Origin of the sequence: Herbaspirillum sp. YR522, assembly GCF_000282575.1 — a bacterium.
GTDB lineage: Bacteria > Pseudomonadota > Gammaproteobacteria > Burkholderiales > Burkholderiaceae_D > Herbaspirillum.
The window spans coordinates 53,914-73,231 of sequence record NZ_AKJA01000138.1 but is presented as its reverse complement, the minus strand read 5'-3'; the positions used below and the strand labels follow the sequence as shown (position 1 = coordinate 73,231).

Genomic DNA, 19,318 nt, shown 5'->3' with positions numbered 1-19,318 from the left:
CCCTTTCGCCGACCCGGCGCCTGACCTCTGCCTGCAAAGGCCCGCCCTATGAGCTTTCTGACCCTGGACCTGAACCTGCTGCGTGTATTCGATGCAGTGATGACCGAGCAGAACCTGACCCGCGCGGCCAATTTGCTGGCCATGACGCAGCCGGCTGTCTCCAATGCGCTACGCCGGCTGCGCGATACGCTCAACGACGACCTCGTCATTCGCACCGCCCACGGCGTCAAGCCGACCCCGCGCGCCGAAGAACTATGGCCGACCGTGCGCCGCACCCTGTCCGAGCTGGAAGCGGTGATCGCACCGGAAAGCTTTGATATCGCCCGCGCCCAGATCACGTTCCGCATGGCCATGGTGGATGCCACCGCTGCCCTGTGGCTGCCATCGCTGGTGCGCACCATCATGCGCGACGCGCCCGGCATCAAGGTGCGCATGATGCCGCTGACCACGCGCGACCCGCGCGCCATGTTGTTGCGCGGCGACATCGACCTGGCGGTAGGCTTCTTTCCCGGTGTGACGGCCCAGCTGGCCGACGGCCAGGGCATGGCCAAGAGCCAGATCAGCCACGCCCGGCTCTATACCGGCCAATACGTGTGCGTCATGCACAAGGGGCACCCGCTGGCCGGGCAGCCGCTTACCCTGGATACCTATTGCGCCGCCGACCACCTGCTGGTGAGCCTGTCGGGCAAGCCCCACGCTGTCATCGACGACGTGCTGGCCGGCATGAATCGCGAGCGCAAGATCCTGTTGACGGTCAACCAGTTCTTCACCGCCGGGCGTATCGTGGCCAGTTCCGAGTTGATCACGGTCTTGCCGCGCCACCTGGTGGCGGCTACCGGCATGGCCGAGGCACTGGTGGTCAAGGAACTGCCGTTCCAGACCCCGGAAGAACATGTCGACATGCTGTGGCACGAGCGCGACGCCCGCAATCCCGCGCACAAATGGCTGCGTGCCCACCTGAGTGCAACGACGCACGACGAATTCGGTCGTATCAACATGAAGCGCTAGATGCTGCCGCAGACAGTCTGAAGACCGATCAGACATGGCCGCCGTGTCCGGCGCATGTCGATCACCCTTCGCCGGACTGTCCATGTCACGTACCGCAAAAATAATACTGGGCGCGCTTGCCGCCCTTCTCCTGGCCGTCGTCGCGGCGGTCATCTTCATCCTCACCTTCGACTGGAACCGCGCCCGCCCCTGGATCAACCAGCGCGTCAGCGAATCGATCGGCCGTCAATTCGCCATCGAGGGCGACCTGAGCCTGCACTGGCAACGCGCCGACGCCGACGCCGCGTCGTCATCGCGCTGGGGCCGCTGGGTGCCTTGGCCCAGGCTGCAGGCGCGCAGCGTGCGCATCGCCAACCCCGAATCGTTCGTTCCCGCCGGTGCCACGGCCACCATCGGCCAGATCACCTTCACGCTCAATCCGTTGCCATTGCTGGCGCGCGATATCTCGATCCCGACGCTGGAGATCGAGCAGCCCGAAGTCGCACTGGTGCGTCACAAGGACAATTCGAACAACTGGACCTTCAAGAGCAGCGACAGTCCATCGACCTGGCAACTCAAGCTTGGACGCCTGGTCCTGCGCCAGGGCAGGCTGTCGCTCGACGATGCGGTCAAGAAGGTCGCCATCAAGGCGCAAGTCGACACGCTCGATCCGGCACGCGACCCGGTCTATGGACTGGCCTGGACCGTCAAGGGCTCGTTCAACGGTGCCCCGGTGTCAGGCGGCGGCCGCGCCGGTGGCGTGCTGTCGCTGCAGGACCAGCGACAACCCTATCCCCTGCAGGCCGAGGTCAAGGTCGGCAAGACCAGCATCGGCGTACGTGGCACGCTGACCAAGCCAGCCGAACTGGCCGCGCTCGACCTGCATCTGGCGCTGTCCGGCGCCAGCATGGGCAATCTCTATCCATTGACCGGTGTCTTGCTGCCCGAGACCCCGCCGTTCGCCACGCAGGGACGGCTGATCGGCAAGCTCGATGCCAGCCACAGCGAATGGACCTACGAAGAATTCAGTGGCACTGTCGGTGGCAGCGACCTGGGCGGCAGCTTGCACTACAGCACCGGCGGCGAGCGGCCGCAACTGGCTGGCGAGCTTGTCTCGAACGTATTGCGATTCGAAGACCTGGCGCCATTGATCGGCGCCGATTCCAACGCCGAGAAGGCGCAGCGCGGCGCCGAGGAAAGGCAACCCGGCAATCGGGTGCTTCCGGTAAAGCCATTCAGCACCGAGGCCTGGGGCGCACTGGATGCCGACGTCAAGCTGACCGGCAAGCGTATCGTCAAGCAGAAGGACCTGCCCATTACCGACCTGCAGGCACATCTGATCCTCAAGGATAAGGTGCTGTCGCTGGCGCCGCTCGATTTCGGCGTGGCAGGGGGCCAGTTGCGCTCGACGATCCGGCTCGACGGCCAGCAGACCCGGATGAAGTCCGAGATGCAGTTGTCGGCCCGCCGGCTCAAGATCCAGAAGCTGTATCCGGCACTGGATGCCTCGCGCACCAGTTTTGGCGAAATCAATGGCGATGCCCGCCTGAGCGCCACGGGCAACTCCGTCGCCGCCATGCTGGGCTCGTCCAACGGGCAGCTCAAGATGCTGGTCAACCAGGGTGCCATCAGCAAGCTGCTGCTGGAACAGATGGGACTCAACGTCGGCAATATCGTGATCAACAAGCTGTTCGGCGACAAGGAGGTCAAGCTCAACTGCCTGGCCGCCGATCTCCCTGTGGACAATGGCATCCTGACGGCGCGCACCTTCGTGCTCGATACCGAGGACGCGCTGGTCAATGTGGAGGGCACGGTCGACATGAAGGACGAGAAGCTGGCGTTGACCATCCATCCGCGCAGCAAGGGCTTGCGCATCATCTCGCTGCGCGCGCCGCTGTACGTGACGGGGACCTTCAAGGACCCCGGGGTCGGCGTGGACAAGGGCGTGCTTGCGCTGAGGGCGGGGGGCGCGGTGGCCTTGGCGTTCCTGGCGCCGGTCGCGGCCATCCTGCCGCTGGTCAATATCGATGGCGAACAGAAAGCCGACTGCGGCGGCCTGCTGGACGAGGCGAAGAAGGCACCGGTGGCCCCGCCTGCGGGCAAATCCAGGAGCTCGACAAAAGTTACGCCTAAAAAATAGGCAGAGCGATAACGGTTTGTAAAACCACCTGCGGCCGGGGGATAACTTTCCGGCCGTTGGTGTTTTCGGGCTAGCCGTCAAGCCGTTTTTTACCTTGATCGATTCGGTTCACCTGCGATCCGCCGCACCAAAGACGGGGCCGATCACGCTCAAACCCTTGCGCAGACTGGCTCCGGCGACGACCGTACGCGCTCGCGCTTTCCAAGAGGCAAATAGAGCCGCCGCCAACCACTGTGTAAACGCACAGCCTGGCCTGTGGATAAAGTTCTGAATAAGTTTTTTACCGATTGGGGAAAACTGCAAAAGTTATCCCAGATCGAATTTTTATCCCCGAACTGTCAGGGCGTCATACAGGTGTTGCCCTATTGCTTATCCTTTGCGCAAGCCGCTGTTTCTTTTCGGGTAAACCTGGTTATCCACAGACAGCAGGGGTCGTTAACTATTACTACTATTCTTATACACAGCTTGAATTTAAAACCAACTGCGTCGACGCTTTCGCGCTCCGGACGAACACGGTCCTGCAATCGTGCAGCAGGCTTGCAACGACGCTGACGACCATCCGCCACAGGTGACGCCGGTGATATCGGTGAAAAGGGTTCAGGCGGTCAGGTCGATCGCCGTCGGTATGTCGAGCACAAGGTCGGAGGTGGCAATGGCCACGCAGGGAAGGATCCAGCCGTCACGCTTTTCTTCCTTGCTCAATCCTGGCCACTCGATCTGGTAGTCCACACTTCCGCTGGTCATCCTGCACATGCAGGTGCGGCAGGTACCGTTGCGGCACGAATTGGGCAGTCGGATCGCAGCAGCCAGGGCGGATTGCAACAGCGAGCGCCCGGCATCGCGCTGTTCGAAAGTGAAACCGGCCGGTAGCACCAGGATCCGGTGCGGTGCTTGGTCTTCGGGGGACATGATGGCTGCAGGTAGGGGTGTGGATAAGTCTATGTATAGTCGCTGCGTCGATTGGGAATATCCCTTCCGTTTTGTCCACAGCCGAATTTTATCCAGAATCTGTTAGGGCGCTGTGCATAAGCTTACCAAGCGTTTACGCAGAGGCCAAGTTCTTGATTTTTATTGTGTAAACCAGGTTATCCACAGTTTCCGGCGGCGTTAACTATTACTACTACTTATATATATACACATCTAAATTAAAACCCGAAAACCGGAAACCCCGGGGACAACTTGAAACCCCTGTCATTCCAACACCCTCCAAAACCCAAACCGTCAGCAGGAATGCGGTTTTATCGATCCGTATCGACACACCGTTGCCGCCTGCGTGATCAACGCCAGACTTCTTGCACGAGTTGCAGCACTGCCTTGATGGCATCTTCGTTTTTTCTTTTTTCAAGACAGGCAAAACTGAGCTCGGTCGATAATTCGACGGCATCGGCAATCACCAAGCCGTGCGCATGGGCCTGGTTGAGGGCGATCGAGGACCTTGCCAGCGACAGTCCGACGCCCGATTTCACCAGATCGAGCATGGATGACTCCTGGTCGACCAATGCAACGGTGTCAGGTTGCACTTTATATTGTGCAAATACCTGGCTCAACAGGCGGTGATGGACGGATTCGGGTGGAGTCCAGATCCAGGGCAGGCGCGACAGGTCCTTCCAACCGCGGCCGGCGACGCGGTTTTTCCAACCGGCGGGAGCAATCACGTTGTAGGTGAACGGCGTCAGGCTGACTGCCTGCAAACCGGGCCCGGGATCGCCCAGGAAAAAACCGACATCCAGGCGGCCATCACGGATCTGTTGCAGGACCGATCCCGACATGTGGTGCGACAGTCGGGTAGACAGACGCGGATAACGGCTCACCAGGTGCTTCAGGAAAGCGCCCAGACGGATGAATTCCGGATCCAGGATGGTGCCGATGGCCAGCGTGCCCGACAGATGCACGGCACTGGTCTGGAGCGCGTCGGCATGCCGGCGAAATTCCTGCATGTCCGCCAATACCCGCTCGGCCAGCGGCAGCAGCTTGTTGCCTTCGACCGTAAGTGTCATGCCGCTGGCGGTACGGATGAACAGTTGCAACCCGAGTTGCTCCTGCAGCGCCTTGATCTGGAGACTGACGGCGGGCTGGCTGACATGCAGGCGGTCAGCTGCACGGGTGAGGTTGCCTTCGCGCGCCACTTCGGCAAATGCGCGTAAATGGTTGATATCCATCGATAAAATCTCTCAAAAGTAACAAAATACGAGCATTTTTATGTTTTTGAATTATAAGTAATCGTAATATTGCGATTGATAATATCTGATTGGCTGCGCGGCGTTTAGCAAGCTATGCTCTAGCGCGACCAAAGAATCACTTATGAGCCACCCAGTGACTTTGATAAAAAAAACCGGCATCGAGGAGACAGCATGCAATCAGCAGGGGAGTACGACTACATCGTCATCGGCGGCGGCACCGCCGGCTGCGTCATGGCCAACCGGCTCAGCAAGCAGCCCGACACGCGGGTCCTGTTGCTGGAGGCGGGGGCGCGCGACGACTACCTGTGGATCCACATCCCGGTCGGGTACCTGTACTGCATCAACAATCCGCGTACCGACTGGATGTTTCGCACCGAGTCCGATGCCGGGCTCAACGGGCGCAGCCTGATCTATCCGCGGGGCAAGGTACTCGGAGGCTGTTCGTCGATCAATGGCATGATCTACATGCGCGGCCAGGCGCGGGATTACGACGAATGGGCGCAGATAAGCGGAGATGACAGCTGGCGCTGGCAGAATGTGCTGCCCCTGTTTCGCAAGAGCGAGGATTACCATGGTGGCGGCGACGATTTCCATGGCGCCGGTGGCGAATGGCGGGTCGAGAAACAGCGCCTGCGCTGGGACATCCTCGACGCCTTCCGCGAGGCCGCCGCGCAGACCGGCATCCCCAGGATCGATGATTTCAACCGCGGCGACAACGAGGGATGCGGTTATTTCGACGTCAACCAGAAGCGCGGCATTCGCTGGAACGCCTCCAAGGCCTTCCTGCGGCCGGCGATGAAGAAGGGCAATCTGGACATCATGACCGGTTCGCACGTCAGCAAGCTGCGCATGAGCGCCGGGCCCGACGGACCGCTGTGCACCGGTGTCGAATTCACCGGCGGCAACGGCGCCTGGTTTGCGCAGTCGCGCAAGCAGACCATCCTGTGCGCCGGCGCCATCGGCTCGCCCCATATCCTGCAGATGTCGGGCATCGGCAGCGCCGAGTTGCTGGCGCAGCACCAGATCCCGGTGGTACGCGACCTGCCCGGCGTGGGCGAAAACCTGCAGGATCACCTGCAGATCCGCACCGCATTCCGGGTCGCCGGCGCCAAGACGCTCAACGCCATGGCGTCGAGCATGCTGGGCAAGATGATGATCGGGCTGGAATACATGTTCATGCAAAGCGGACCGATGTCGATGGCACCGTCGCAGCTGGGCGCGTTTGCCAAGTCCGACCCGGGCCAGGCCAGCGCCAACCTCGAGTACCACGTGCAGCCGCTTTCGCTGGAAAAATTCGGCGATCCGCTGCACGCCTTCCCGGCCTTCACCGCCAGCGTGTGCAACCTGCGCCCGACCTCACGCGGTCATGTGCGCCTGGCCTCGACCGACCACGCGCTGGCGCCCAGGATCACCACCAACTACCTGTCCACTCCCGAGGACCTGCAGGTGGCGGCCGACTCGATCACACTGACCCGGCGCATCGCCGCCGCGCCGGCGCTGGCCAGGTACCGGCCCGAGGAATTCAAGCCGGGCCCGCAATACCAGAGTGCCGCCGACCTGCACCGCGCCGCCGGCGAAGTCGGCACGACCATCTTCCATCCGGTCGGCACCTGCCGCATGGGGCGCAGCGGCGACAGGCAGGCCGTGGTGGACTCGCGATGCCGGGTGCAAGGGGTACGTGGCCTGTACGTGGCCGACGCCTCCGTGATGCCTACCATCACCTCCGGCAACACCAATTCGCCGACGGTGATGATTGCCGAAAAAGTGGCGTCGCACCTGCTGGGAATGCACGCCTGAAAAGGGCTGCGCGGCGATACCCAAACGCTGATGCGATACGGTACTTATACGTATTGTAGGAATGGTACGACTCGGCTACTATGCGCCAAATATTAAAAACAGCTTCTCCGCTTCGCCAGATAAAAAACGCGGTTTCGGGTGCCCAGGTACGACGACCGCAGTAGGGCAGGCCACGACGTCCGGACCACCGGCGCGGGCATAAAAGGGAAAGATGAGACTATGACAGACGTCATTCTGGAGACACGGAACCTGACGAAGGAATTCAAGGGTTTCACGGCGGTTAGCGCGGTCAATCTGCACATTGAGCGTGGCCACATTCATGCATTGATCGGCCCCAACGGCGCCGGCAAGACTACCTGTTTCAACCTGCTGACCAAGTTCCTGGTGCCGACCTCGGGCCAGATCCTGTTCAACGGTCGCGACATCACCGCGGACGCACCGGCGCAGATTGCGCGCCAGGGCATCATCCGCTCGTTCCAGATATCGGCCGTGTTCCCGCACATGAGCGTGCTGGAGAACGTGCGTATCGGCCTGCAGCGCAAGCTGGGCACGTCGTTCCACTTCTGGAAGAACGGCGACAGCCTCAAGCAGCTCGACGCGCGCGCCATGCAATTGCTCGATGAGGTCGACCTCACCAGCTTCGCCCACACCACCACGGTGGACCTGCCATACGGGCGCAAGCGTGCGCTCGAGATCGCCACCACGCTGGCGATGGAACCCGAACTGATGCTGCTGGACGAACCGACCCAGGGCATGGGGCACGAGGACGTCGATCGGGTCACGGCGCTGATCAAGAAGGTCTCGGCCGGGCGCACCATCCTGATGGTGGAACACAACATGAGCGTCATCTCCGGTATCTGTGACCGCATCAGCGTGCTGCAGCGCGGGGCCGTGCTGGCCGAGGGCAACTATGCCGAGGTATCGCGCAATCCGCAGGTGATGGAGGCCTACATGGGCACCGTCAGCGCCGAGCTGGAAGGAGCGCACTGATGACCAGCACAGCCCTGGACCACGCCGCGGACCCGGTCTCCGCCAGCAATGCGCCGCTGGCCCTGCAGATCACCGATCTGCAATCCTGGTATGGCGAATCGCACATCCTGCACAACGTCAACCTCAATGTCCGCCGGGGCGAGGTGGTCACGCTGCTGGGCCGCAATGGCGCCGGTCGCACCACCACGCTGCGTTCGATCATGGGCCTGGTAGGCACCCGCAAGGGCTCCATCAAGATCGACGGGCGCGAGACCATCGACCTGGCCACGCACAAGATCGCGCACTTCGGCGTCGGTTACTGCCCCGAGGAGCGCGGCATCTTTTCTTCGCTCTCGGCTGAAGAAAACCTGCTGCTGCCGCCGTTCGTCTCCAAGAACGACCGCGGCATGTCGATCGACGAGATCTACGAGATGTTCCCCAACCTGAAGGAACGCCGCAACAGCCAGGGCACGCGCCTGTCGGGGGGCGAACAGCAGATGCTGGCGGTGGCGCGCATCCTGCGTACCGGCGCGCGCCTGCTGTTGCTCGACGAGATCTCCGAGGGCCTGGCGCCGGTCATCGTGCAGGCACTGGCGCGCATGATCCTGGCGCTCAAGGCCAAGGGCTATACCATCGTGATGGTCGAGCAGAATTTCCGCTTTGCCGCGCCGCTGGCCGATCGTTTCTATGTGATGGAACACGGCCAGATCGTCGAGTCGTTCGAAGCCGGGCAGCTCGATGCGAAGATGTCGACCCTCAACGAATTGCTGGGTGTGTAAGACATATCCGGCGCTGCCGCAAGGCGTTTCAAGAGTACTGCCCACAAGTACCGGAAAGGGGAGCGATGCTCTCCGCGAATCCATAAAAAAGCTGTCACGCAGTCCGGCTGACAACCCATTCAGCGGGCTTCAACACTAGAGGAGATGAAAATGAAACTCAAGGCAATGGCATTGGCCGTCACTACCGCGGCGGCGGCATTCTCGCTGTCGGCGCCTGCGTCGGCGCAGATTTCCGGCGACGTCATCAAGATCGGGTTCCTCACCGATATCTCGGGCGTCTATTCCGACATCGATGGCCAGGGCGGCGCGGAAGCGATCCGCCTGGCCATTGCAGACATGGGCGGCAGCATCAATGGCAAGAAGGTCGAACTGATCGTGGCCGACCACCAGAACAAGGCTGACGTGGCCGCCAGCAAGGCGCGTGAATGGTTCGACCAGCAGGGCGTGGATGTGCTCATCGGCGGCACCAACTCCGGCACCGCCCTGGCTTCGGCCAAGATTGCCGCCGAAAAGAAGAAGGTCTATATCCAGATCGGCGCCGGCTCGGCCCGCCTGACCAACGAAGAGTGCTCGGCCTATACCGTCCACTATGCCTACGACACCGTGGCACTGGCCAAGGGTACCGGCTCGGCAGTGGTCAAGCAGGGCGGCAAGAGCTGGTTCTTCCTGACCGCCGACTATGCGTTCGGTCATTCGCTCGAATCCGACACCGCCAACGTCGTCAAGGCCGCGGGCGGCACCGTGGTGGGCTCGGTCAAGCATCCGCTCAATGCGTCGGACTTCTCGTCGTTCCTGTTGCAGGCGCAAAGCTCCAAGGCCCAGATCGTCGGCCTGGCCAATGCCGGCGGCGACTTCATCAATGCGGTCAAGGCGGCCAACGAATTCGGCATCACCAAGACCGCCAAGCTGGCCGGCCTGCTGGTGTTCATCAACGACATCCATTCGCTCACGCTCAAGACCACCGAAGGCCTGTACCTGACCGACAGCTGGTACTGGGACACCAACGACGAGACCCGTGCCTTCGCCAAGCGTTATTTCGCCAAGCAGAAGAAAAATCCTTCGTCGCTGCAGGCCGCCGACTATTCGGCCACCCTGCAATACCTGAAGGCGGTCAAGGAAGCCGGTTCGGATGACGCCGACAAGGTGCTGTCGGTGCTGCGCAAGACCAAGTTCAACGATCTCTACCAGAAGAACGGCTATCTGCGCGCCGATGGCCGTGTGATGCATGACATGTACCTGTTCCAGGTCAAGGCACCGTCCGAGTCCAAGTATCCATGGGATTACTACAAGCTGGTGCAGACCATTCCCGCCGAGCAGGCGTGGACCACCAAGGCCGAATCGAAGTGCGCCTTGTGGAAGTAAGTCGCTTGCGACCTGACGGAGCACGGTAGCTGCGTCGCCTTGTGAAATCTGTCATTTCCGCCCAGGTGGAATGACAGATTTTTATTGTCGGCCAGCGCCCTTCACCCATCCTGGATGAATGAGTTTTATGGAAATTTTCGGAATCCCCCTGCAAGCCTTGCTCAGCCAGCTGTTGCTGGGACTGGTCAACGGCTCCTTCTATGCCATGTTGTCGCTGGGCCTGGCGGTGATCTTCGGCCTGCTCAACGTGATCAACTTTGCGCACGGCACTTTGTACATGATGGGCGCCTTCCTGGCATGGATGGGCCTGTCCTATTTCGAGCTCAACTACTGGGTGATGCTGGCGCTGGCGCCGGTCATCGTGGGTGCGTTCGGCATCCTCATCGAGAAGACCATGCTGCGCTGGCTCTACAAGCTCGATCACCTGTATGGCCTGCTGCTGACTTTCGGCATCACGCTGATGGTCGAGGGTATCTTCCGCTCGGTGTATGGGGTCTCGGGGCAGCCGTATTCGGTGCCCGAGGCGCTCCAGGGCGCCACCAACCTGGGTTTCATGGTGCTGCCGAACTATCGCGCCTGGGTGGTGGTGGCATCGCTCGTCGTGTGCTTCTCGACCTGGTTCGTGATCGAGAAGACGCGCCTGGGCGCCTACCTGCGTGCCGGCACCGAGAACCCCAAGCTGGTCGAGGCGTTCGGCATCAACGTGCCGCTGATGGTGACCCTGACCTATGGTTTCGGCGTGGCGCTGGCGGCCTTCGCTGGCGTGCTGGCCGCACCGGTGATCCAGGTGTCGCCGCTGATGGGTTCGAACCTGATCATCACGGTGTTCGCGGTGGTGGTCATCGGCGGCATGGGATCGATCCTCGGCTCCATCGTCACCGGCCTGCTGCTGGGCCTGATCGAGGGTCTGACCCGGGTGTTCTATCCCGAGCTGTCTGCCACCGTGGTCTTCATCATCATGGCAATCGTGCTGATGGTCCGTCCTGCCGGCCTGTTCGGCAAAGAGAAATGATCGGGAGTAGGACATGAACAAGAAGTTGATCGTTGGTGTATTGCTGGTCCTGGCGCTGGTGGCGCCATTCGGGATCTATCCGGTGTTCCTGATGAAGATGCTGTGCTTCGCATTGTTCGCATGCGCCTTCAACCTGCTCATTGGCTACACCGGGCTGTTGTCGTTCGGTCATGCGGCCTTCCTGGGCTGGGCCGGGTACCTGTGCGGCCAGTCGATCAAGACCTGGGGTCTGCCGACCGAACTGGGTTTGCTGGTCGGTACCGCGGCCGCGGCCCTGATCGGCCTGGTGATGGGCCTGCTGGCCATTCGCCGCCAGGGCATCTATTTCACGATGATTACCCTGGCGCTGGCGCAGATGTTGTACTTCGTGGCGTTGCAGGTGCCGTTCACCGGCGGCGAAGACGGCCTGCAGGGCGTGCCGCGCGGCAAGCTGCTGGGTGTCATCGACCTCTCCAGCGACCTGACCCTGTACTACGTGGTGCTGGCCATTGCCGTGTTCGGCTTCTCGCTGATCGTACGTACCATCCATTCGCCATTCGGCAAGGTGCTCAACGCCATCAAGGAAAACGAGCCGCGTGCCATCTCGCTGGGCTATGACGTGGCGCGCTACAAGTTGCTGGCATTCGTGCTCTCGGCAGCCTTGTCAGGCCTGGCAGGGGCCACCAAGACGGTGGTGCTGGGCTTCGAGACGCTCACCGACGTGCATTGGAGCATGTCGGGACTGGTGGTGCTGATGACGCTGGTCGGTGGCCTGGGTACCATCGTGGGGCCGATCGTCGGTGCGGTGATCATCATCATGCTGGAGAACAAGCTGGGCGACATCGGCAACTGGCTGGCCAGCGTGACCCATATCGAATGGTTCTCCACCCTGGGCGATTCGGTCACCATCGTCACCGGCTTCATCTTCATCGTCTGCGTGCTGGCCTTCCGCAAGGGCATCGTCGGCGAGATCTTGGGATTGTTCAAGAAGGGGCAGGTCCAGGCTGGTCACTGACATGTCGAACTGACAACGTATGATGGGTCTTGCGGGACCGATGCACACGCCGCCGGGCGACCTGGATAGCAGGTTTCCCGGCGGTAATTTTTTGGGCGGTCGATATCGCGGTTTCTCATCAACATGTTATGCACACAGTTATCCACAGAAAGTCTTGACTACGTTTGATGCTGTTGCGCTGCTTGACACCGGTGTACGCGGCGTCTGTTACTTATTCTGCAAGGGGTGAAGCGGTAGAATACGGCTTGCGGCATCGCCCATGATTTCATGTTGTCCACAGGGAAGCAAAACCGCCTGCTTCTTGTCCACAAGAGAATATCGGACGGTCCGCTTATCGATAACACCACGCAGTCCGCTCCGGTCTGTCGCCATCCTCCTTTGTGAAAGTCTTCCATGCGTTTTTCGATGTTTTTTCAGGTAGCCAGCCATGGCTGATTACCTGATCCTTTGTGCGGCCGCATTCGTGGCCGGCTTGATTGATGCCGTCGTGGGTGGAGGAGGGCTGGTCCTGGTGCCGGCGCTGTTTTCGGTATTTCCCAATACGGCCCCGGCGACCTTGCTGGGTACCAACAAGATCGCCGGGGTCATGGGCACCAGTGCGGCGGCCATCAATTTTGCAAGGCGTGTCGTGGTCCGGTGGAGCACGGTCACTCCGGCCGCATTCGCCGCATTTGCGTTTTCATTCTTCGGCGCCTATGTGGTCACCCATATTCCGACCGACCTGATCCGCAAGGCCCTCCCTTTTGTCTTGATTGCGGTGGCCATCTATACCTGGAAGAAGAAGGACTTCGGGCAGACCCATGCGCCCACCTTGACCGGAACGAGGGAAATGATCTACGCCGCGCTGATCGGCGGCGCGGTCGGTTTCTATGATGGCGTGTTTGGTCCGGGCACTGGCAGCTTCCTGGTGTTCCTGTTCGTGCGGATATTCAGCTATGACTTCCTGTCGGCGTCTGCCGTGTCGAAGTTCGTCAACATCGCAACCAACCTGGCGGCCCTGTGCTGGTTCGGGTACAGCGGGCATGTGATCTGGCAATTAGGGTTGCTGATGGCCGTGTTCAATATCGCCGGGTCGCTGGTGGGCACCCGCCTGGCGATGAAGCATGGCAGCGTATTCGTCCGCAAGCTGTTCCTGTTCGTGGTCGGGGCCCTGATCCTGAAGAGTGGGTACGATGCATTCCTTCGGTGACTTGTTTCACGTGAAACAACGCTGAAGATCAACACTCGGCAAAATGAAAACGGAACCATGGGTTCCGTTTTTTTTTGTCGGTCGCGCTTGCTGGCTTGCTTGCTCCTCCTGTTTCACGTGAAACAAACCAGGGATTGTTTCATTGTCGAGCCTGTCGACTGTCGTTGATCCGCCAATACGTGATCCATCTCTCGGTGGCCTGGATCAAAAGACCTTATAATCTCGCCTCTGTTCTCACCGTCTCAACGAGGCGCATCATGCTTTATCCCACACAGTTTGACGTTATTGTCGTCGGCGGCGGTCACGCCGGCACCGAAGCAGCGCTGGCCGCTGCGCGCATGGGCCAGAAGACCCTGCTGTTGACCCACAACATCGAGACCTTGGGTCAGATGTCTTGCAATCCGTCCATCGGCGGTATCGGCAAGGGCCATCTGGTCAAGGAAGTCGATGCCATGGGCGGTGCGATGGCGATCGCCACCGACGAAGCCGGCATCCAGTTTCGTATCCTGAACTCGTCGAAGGGACCGGCAGTACGGGCCACGCGAGCCCAGGCCGACCGCATCCTGTACAAGCAGGCGATTCGTTCGCGGCTCGAAAACCAGCCCAATCTGTGGCTCTTCCAGCAGGCGGTGGACGATCTGATGGTCGATGGTGATCGTGTCGTAGGGGCGATTACCCAGACCGGAATCAAGTTCCAGGGCAGGGCAGTGGTGCTCACTGCGGGGACTTTTCTCGACGGGAAGATTCATGTCGGGCTCGATAATTATGCTGGCGGTCGTGCCGGTGACCCGCCAGCGGTATCGCTGTCAGCCCGGTTGAAAGAACTGAAGCTGCCGCAGGGCCGCTTGAAGACCGGGACACCGCCGCGTATCGACGGCCGCAGCATCGATCTCAGTCTCCTGGAAGAACAACCGGGTGACCTGGATCCGGTACCGGTATTCTCCGTCATGGGCAATGCCGCCATGCATCCGCGTCAGGTGCCTTGCTGGATCACCCATACCACCAGCCAGACGCATGACATCATCCGCGCGGGACTCGACCGCAGCCCGATGTATACCGGCGTCATCGAAGGGGTGGGGCCTCGTTACTGCCCCTCGATCGAAGACAAGATCCACCGCTTCGCCAGCAAGGATTCTCACCAGATCTACCTGGAACCGGAGGGCCTCACTACCCACGAGTTCTACCCGAACGGTATCTCCACCAGCCTGCCATTCGATGTGCAGCTGGCACTGGTGCGCTCGATGAAAGGCCTGGAGAACGCCCATATCCTGCGCCCGGGCTATGCCATCGAATATGACTATTTCGATCCACGGGGCCTGAAATCATCGCTGGAAACTCGCCAGATCCAGGGTCTGTTCTTCGCTGGACAGATCAACGGCACCACTGGCTACGAAGAGGCCGCTGCGCAAGGCATGCTGGCGGGCATCAATGCCGCATTGCAGACACAGGGCCGTGAGGCCTGGACGCCGCGCCGCGATGAGGCGTACCTGGGGGTGCTGGTCGATGACCTGGTGACCCAGGGTGTGCAGGAGCCATACCGTATGTTTACCAGCCGCGCCGAATATCGCCTGTCATTGCGAGAAGACAACGCGGATCTGCGGCTCACCGAAATCGGCCGCGAACTGGGTTGTGTCGGCGATGCACAGTGGGAAGCCTTCGAGCGCAAGCGCGAGGCTGTTTCACGTGAAACAGAGCGACTCAAGACTACCTGGGTCAACCCCCGTATCCTGGCCGCGGCTGAAGCGGAGCGGGTACTGGGTAAGGCCATCGAGCGCGAATACAATTTGCTGGACCTGCTGCGCCGCCCGAACGTTACCTACGATAGCTTGATGAGCCTGACGGGAACCGAGGGTCAGGCGTTGGCAGGTCCAGGCATCGAAGACGGACCGGTGCGCGAGCAGGTTGAAATCCAGGTCAAGTACGCCGGCTATATCGCACGCCAGGCAACCGAGATCAGTCGCCAGGACCACAACGAAAACCTCAAGCTGCCGGCCGACCTGGACTATATGGAGGTCAAGGCGCTGTCGATCGAAGTGCGCCAGAAGTTGAACAAGCACAAGCCCGAGACATTGGGCCAGGCATCGCGGATCTCGGGCGTCACGCCGGCGGCGTTGTCGTTGCTGCTGGTGCACCTGAAGAAGGGCGGCTTGAACCAGGCCAGGTCGAGCGGGGCCGCCGCATGACGATGGCCACCGACCAGACTGCAATGACACAGGCGCTGCGCCAGGGTGCGCAAGCGCTCGGCCTGGCGCTGAGCCAACAGCAGTGCCAGCGACTGCTGGACTACCAGGCCCTGCTGGGCAAGTGGAACAAGGTCTATAACCTGACCGCCGTGCGGGATCCCTCGCAGATGATGACGCATCACCTGCTCGATTCGCTGGCCGCCGTAGCGGCGTTCGCCGGCGCCCGGCGGGTGCTCGACGTCGGCGCCGGCGGTGGCTTGCCCGGTATCGTGCTGGCCATCTGGGCCGCCGAGGCCGAGCCGGCGATGCACATCACGCTGGTCGATACGGTCCAGAAGAAAACCGCCTTCCTGACTCAGGTGAAGGCACAGTTGCAATTGAGCAATGTCACCGTGTTGCACGCTCGCGTGGAACAGTTGCCTGTCGAGCAACAGTACGATGTCATCACTTCGCGCGCTTTTGCGGAACTGAAGGACTTCGTCGAGTGGTCGAACCACCTCCTGCTCGCCGATGGCAAATTCATCGCCCTCAAGGGGGTGATGCCACAGCAGGAAATCGAACGCTTGCCGACCGGCTGGGCAGTCACTGCAGTGCAGGCATTGCAGGTACCCGGCCTGGACGCGGAGCGCCATCTCGTTTTCTTGGAAAGATCAGCCTGATGAAACCCTCTGTTGCGCCTCGTGTTTTCCGCCATGCAGCCATGGCCGTCATCTCGACCACCGTGTTGACCCTTTGCGCAGGAGCGGCGCAGGCACAGGAAGTCAAGACGGTCGCGTCGGTCGACCTGCAGCGCTATGCAGGCAAATGGTACGAGATCGCCAAGTTTCCGAACCGGTTCCAGAAGGACTGCATCGCCGACACCAGCGCCGAGTACCGCGCCCGCGCCGACGGCAATATCGATGTCATCAATCGCTGCAAGACCAACGCCGGTACTGATGAGGCACAGGGCGAAGCGCGGGTGGTCGCGGGCAGCAACAACAGCAAGCTACAGGTGCGGTTTGCGCCCTCCTGGCTGTCCTGGCTGCCGATGGTGTGGGGTGACTACTGGATCCTCGAACTCGACCCCCAATACACGCTGGTGACCGTTGGCACCCCTTCGCGCGACTACCTGTGGATCCTCTCGCGCACGCCTACCGTCAGCGAAGAGCAATACGAGAACGCCGTCGACAACGCCACCAAGCAAGGCTTCGATACCTCGCGCCTGGTCAAGACGCGCCAGCAGGCGCGCTAGAACGACGTACCGGGGGAGAGCGACTTGTTCCACGCCATCGGCATTACCGACATCTGGCAACTGATTGCCGCCACCCTGCTGTTCCTGGCGTTGCCGGGTCCGGGCACCTTCTGCGTACTCACGTGTACCGCCAGGCACGGCGTGCGTGGCGGGGTAGCGGCGATGGCCGGACTGATGCTGGGCGATATCGTGTTGATGTTCCTTGCCGCCATCGGCGTGGCGGCGTTGTTGCATGCCAACCCGTTGCTGCTGCACGGCCTGCAATACATGGGCGCGGCCTACCTCGCGTATCTTGGCGTGCGGCTGCTGTTTGCAAGAGGCGAGGGCGGTGGTACAGTCGTACCCTTTTCCAACGCGGCCGATTTCCGGCGCGGCTTGCTGGTGACGTTGATCAATCCGAAGGCCATCGTGTTCTACATGGCGTTCTTCCCGTTGTTCCTGGATCCCGCCACGCAACAGGGGGCGTTGACCTTCGTTGTGATGGGTACGGTGATCTGCTGCTGCACGGCGCTGTATGGCGCCATGCTGGTGTTGGTGGGCAATGCGCTGTCGCGTCGCCTGTCGCGCAACCGCACCATCGCCACCCTGGCTTCGCGCCTGGCGGGCATTTTCCTGATCGGTTTCGGCATCAGGCTGACGACACAGTAATCAAAACAATATGGCTAAAATCTTTTGCGTCGCAAACCAGAAAGGTGGAGTCGGCAAGACCACCACCGCCGTCAACCTCGCTGCGGGCCTGGCCCAGTTGAACCAACGGGTGCTGTTGGCCGATCTTGACCCGCAGGGTAACGCGACCATGGGCGCGGGCATCAACAAGTCCGAGCTCGATGCCACCATCTATGAAGTATTGCTGGGCATGTCCGATATCGCCAGCGTGCGCCGTCGTTCCGAGTCGGGCGGCTTCGACGTATTGCCGGCCAATCGCGAGCTGGCCGGTGCCGAGGTCGAGATGGTCTCGCTCGAACAGCGCGAGGCGCGCCTGAAGATCGCCTTTGCCAGCGTGGCCGACGACTACGACTTCATCCTCATCGATTGTCCGCCGGCGTTGTCGATGCTGACCCTCAACGGCCTGTGTTCGGCCCATGGCGTGATCATCCCGATGCAGTGCGAGTACTACGCGCTCGAGGGCCTGTCCGACCTGGTCAACACGATCAAGAAGGTGCATGCCAAGCTCAATCCCGAACTCAAGGTGATCGGTTTGCTGCGGGTCATGTTCGACCCCCGCATGACACTGTCGCAACAGGTCTCCGAGCAGCTCGAACAGCACTTCGGCGACAAGGTCTTCAAGACCGTCATCCCGCGCAACGTCAGGCTGGCCGAAGCGCCTTCCTACGGCATGCCGGGCGTGACCTTCGATCCTTCCTCGAAGGGCGCCCAGGCCTATATCGCCTTCGGCGCCGAAATGGTCGAGCGCATCAAGACGCTCTAAGTTTATTTGTTTCGCGTTCGCGCGCAGTTTTTTATCGGGTATCGAATGGCAACATCTATGGCAACCAAAAAATCCAAGGGACTGGGGCGCGGCCTCGAAGCGCTGCTGGGCGGCTCTTCCGACATCACCGAAGAAGCGCAACAGCCGTCTGCGCCGGGCTTGCCGACCGTGATGCCAGTGACCGAGCTGCAGGCGGGCAAGTACCAGCCACGCAGCCGCATGGACGAAGGTGCGCTCAACGAGCTGGCCTCGTCGATCAAGGAGCAGGGCCTGCTGCAGCCGATCCTGATTCGCGCCATCGGCAACAAGAACGGCCGCGACATCTACGAGATCATTGCCGGCGAGCGCCGTTTTCGTGCCGCCAAGCTGGCCGGCCTGACCGAAGTGCCGGTGCTGGTGCGCAATGTCGACGACCAGACCACCGCCGCCATGGCGCTGGTGGAGAACATGCAGCGCGAAGACCTGAACCCGCTCGAAGAAGCGCAGGGTATCCATCGCCTCATCACCGATTTCGCCTTCACCCACGAGCAGGCGGCGCTGGCGGTTGGCCGCTCGCGCAGCGCGGTGTCGAACCTGCTGCGCCTGTTGAACCTGGCCAAGCCGGTGCAGACCATGCTGATGGCCGGCGATATCGACATGGGGCACGCACGTGCCTTGCTGGCGGTGGATGCGGCGACCCAGATCCAGCTGGCCAACCAGGTGGTGGCCAAGCGCATGTCGGTGCGCGATGCCGAGAAACTGGTTACCCGCTCGTCGGCCGAGCAGGCCGCCAAGCCGCGCGACGCGCGCGAGAAATCACGCGATATCGCCCGCCTCGAAGAAGAGCTGTCGGACTTGCTGGCGACCCAGGTCAACATCAAGACCGGCGCCAAGAATCGCGGTCAATTGATCATCGACTTCAACGACCTCGATACGCTCGACGCCATCATTACGCGATTGCGCGGCGACACGGCCGGACAGCACTGACACCGACAGGACCGCATCGCCGGTCCTGTTTTTCATTTGACGTCGCGCCTGGCCAGCGCATCCCCGAATCGACCGCTTGCGTACCCCGCAAGCGTGGTCG

General features: G+C 61.2%; 17 protein-coding genes. 15 read left to right on the top strand and 2 right to left on the bottom strand.

Going from position 1 to position 19,318, the window contains the following annotated elements:
- Positions 1-48: 48 nt before the first annotated feature.
- Positions 49-1,008 (top strand): LysR family transcriptional regulator, encoded by a 960-nt coding sequence (locus tag PMI40_RS20035; RefSeq protein WP_008119126.1) that lies wholly within the window; start codon positions 49-51, stop codon positions 1,006-1,008.
- A gap of 82 nt (positions 1,009-1,090) precedes the next feature.
- Positions 1,091-3,127 (top strand): AsmA family protein, encoded by a 2,037-nt coding sequence (locus PMI40_RS20030; RefSeq protein WP_008119124.1) that lies wholly within the window; start codon positions 1,091-1,093, stop codon positions 3,125-3,127.
- Between the two features lie 597 nt (positions 3,128-3,724).
- On the opposite strand, the gene PMI40_RS20025 is transcribed toward PMI40_RS20030, so the two are convergent.
- Both PMI40_RS20025 and PMI40_RS20020 read right to left on the bottom strand, forming a co-directional pair.
- Positions 3,725-4,036 carry a 2Fe-2S iron-sulfur cluster-binding protein gene (locus PMI40_RS20025; RefSeq protein WP_008119122.1) on the bottom strand — a complete coding sequence of 104 codons (312 nt, stop codon included), beginning with the start codon at positions 4,034-4,036 and terminating at the stop codon, positions 3,725-3,727.
- Between the two features lie 368 nt (positions 4,037-4,404).
- Positions 4,405-5,286, bottom strand: a complete 882-nt coding sequence (locus PMI40_RS20020) for a LysR family transcriptional regulator (RefSeq protein WP_008119120.1) — start codon at positions 5,284-5,286, stop codon at positions 4,405-4,407.
- 192 nt (positions 5,287-5,478) lie between these two features.
- On the opposite strand from PMI40_RS20020, the gene PMI40_RS20015 reads away from it, so the two are divergent.
- The 13 genes from PMI40_RS20015 (at position 5,479) to PMI40_RS19955 (ending at position 19,218) form a co-directional block, all read left to right on the top strand.
- On the top strand, positions 5,479-7,104 hold the full coding sequence (locus PMI40_RS20015) for a GMC family oxidoreductase (RefSeq protein ID WP_008119117.1): 1,626 nt from the start codon (positions 5,479-5,481) through the stop codon (positions 7,102-7,104).
- A gap of 219 nt (positions 7,105-7,323) precedes the next feature.
- Positions 7,324-8,094: an ABC transporter ATP-binding protein gene (locus PMI40_RS20010; protein WP_008119115.1), complete on the top strand. Its 771-nt coding sequence runs from the start codon at positions 7,324-7,326 to the stop codon at positions 8,092-8,094.
- Positions 8,094-8,852 carry an ABC transporter ATP-binding protein gene (locus tag PMI40_RS20005; protein ID WP_008119113.1) on the top strand — a complete coding sequence of 253 codons (759 nt, stop codon included), beginning with the start codon at positions 8,094-8,096 and terminating at the stop codon, positions 8,850-8,852. The genes PMI40_RS20010 and PMI40_RS20005 overlap by 1 nt, the downstream gene beginning before the upstream one ends.
- A 150-nt stretch (positions 8,853-9,002) precedes the next feature.
- Entirely contained in the window at positions 9,003-10,214 is a 1,212-nt protein-coding gene (locus PMI40_RS20000; RefSeq protein ID WP_008119111.1) for an ABC transporter substrate-binding protein, read from the top strand.
- A gap of 127 nt (positions 10,215-10,341) precedes the next feature.
- The gene (locus PMI40_RS19995; protein ID WP_008119109.1) at positions 10,342-11,226 is read left to right on the top strand and encodes a branched-chain amino acid ABC transporter permease; all 885 of its coding nucleotides are present in this window, start codon (positions 10,342-10,344) and stop codon (positions 11,224-11,226) included.
- Between the two features lie 13 nt (positions 11,227-11,239).
- Positions 11,240-12,220, top strand: a complete 981-nt coding sequence (locus tag PMI40_RS19990) for a branched-chain amino acid ABC transporter permease (protein WP_008119107.1) — start codon at positions 11,240-11,242, stop codon at positions 12,218-12,220.
- A gap of 427 nt (positions 12,221-12,647) precedes the next feature.
- Positions 12,648-13,409, top strand: coding sequence for a TSUP family transporter (locus tag PMI40_RS19985; protein ID WP_008119104.1), 762 nt, complete (start codon positions 12,648-12,650; stop codon positions 13,407-13,409).
- A gap of 257 nt (positions 13,410-13,666) precedes the next feature.
- Positions 13,667-15,592, top strand: coding sequence for a tRNA uridine-5-carboxymethylaminomethyl(34) synthesis enzyme MnmG (mnmG, locus tag PMI40_RS19980; protein WP_008119100.1), 1,926 nt, complete (start codon positions 13,667-13,669; stop codon positions 15,590-15,592).
- Positions 15,589-16,251 (top strand): 16S rRNA (guanine(527)-N(7))-methyltransferase RsmG, encoded by a 663-nt coding sequence (rsmG, locus tag PMI40_RS19975; protein ID WP_008119097.1) that lies wholly within the window; start codon positions 15,589-15,591, stop codon positions 16,249-16,251. The genes mnmG and rsmG overlap by 4 nt, the downstream gene beginning before the upstream one ends.
- Positions 16,252-16,292: 41 nt before the next feature.
- Positions 16,293-16,823 carry a lipocalin family protein gene (locus tag PMI40_RS19970; RefSeq protein ID WP_008119096.1) on the top strand — a complete coding sequence of 177 codons (531 nt, stop codon included), beginning with the start codon at positions 16,293-16,295 and terminating at the stop codon, positions 16,821-16,823.
- Positions 16,824-16,847: 24 nt separating this feature from the next.
- Complete coding sequence (leuE, locus tag PMI40_RS19965) at positions 16,848-17,471, top strand: leucine efflux protein LeuE (RefSeq protein WP_008119094.1); 624 nt, start codon at positions 16,848-16,850, stop codon at positions 17,469-17,471.
- Between the two features lie 10 nt (positions 17,472-17,481).
- A complete protein-coding gene (locus PMI40_RS19960; protein WP_008119093.1) occupies positions 17,482-18,252 on the top strand; it encodes a ParA family protein in 771 nt (256 codons plus the stop codon).
- A gap of 57 nt (positions 18,253-18,309) precedes the next feature.
- The gene (locus PMI40_RS19955) at positions 18,310-19,218 is read left to right on the top strand and encodes a ParB/RepB/Spo0J family partition protein (protein WP_008119091.1); all 909 of its coding nucleotides are present in this window, start codon (positions 18,310-18,312) and stop codon (positions 19,216-19,218) included.
- The last annotated feature ends 100 nt before the right edge of the window (positions 19,219-19,318 follow it).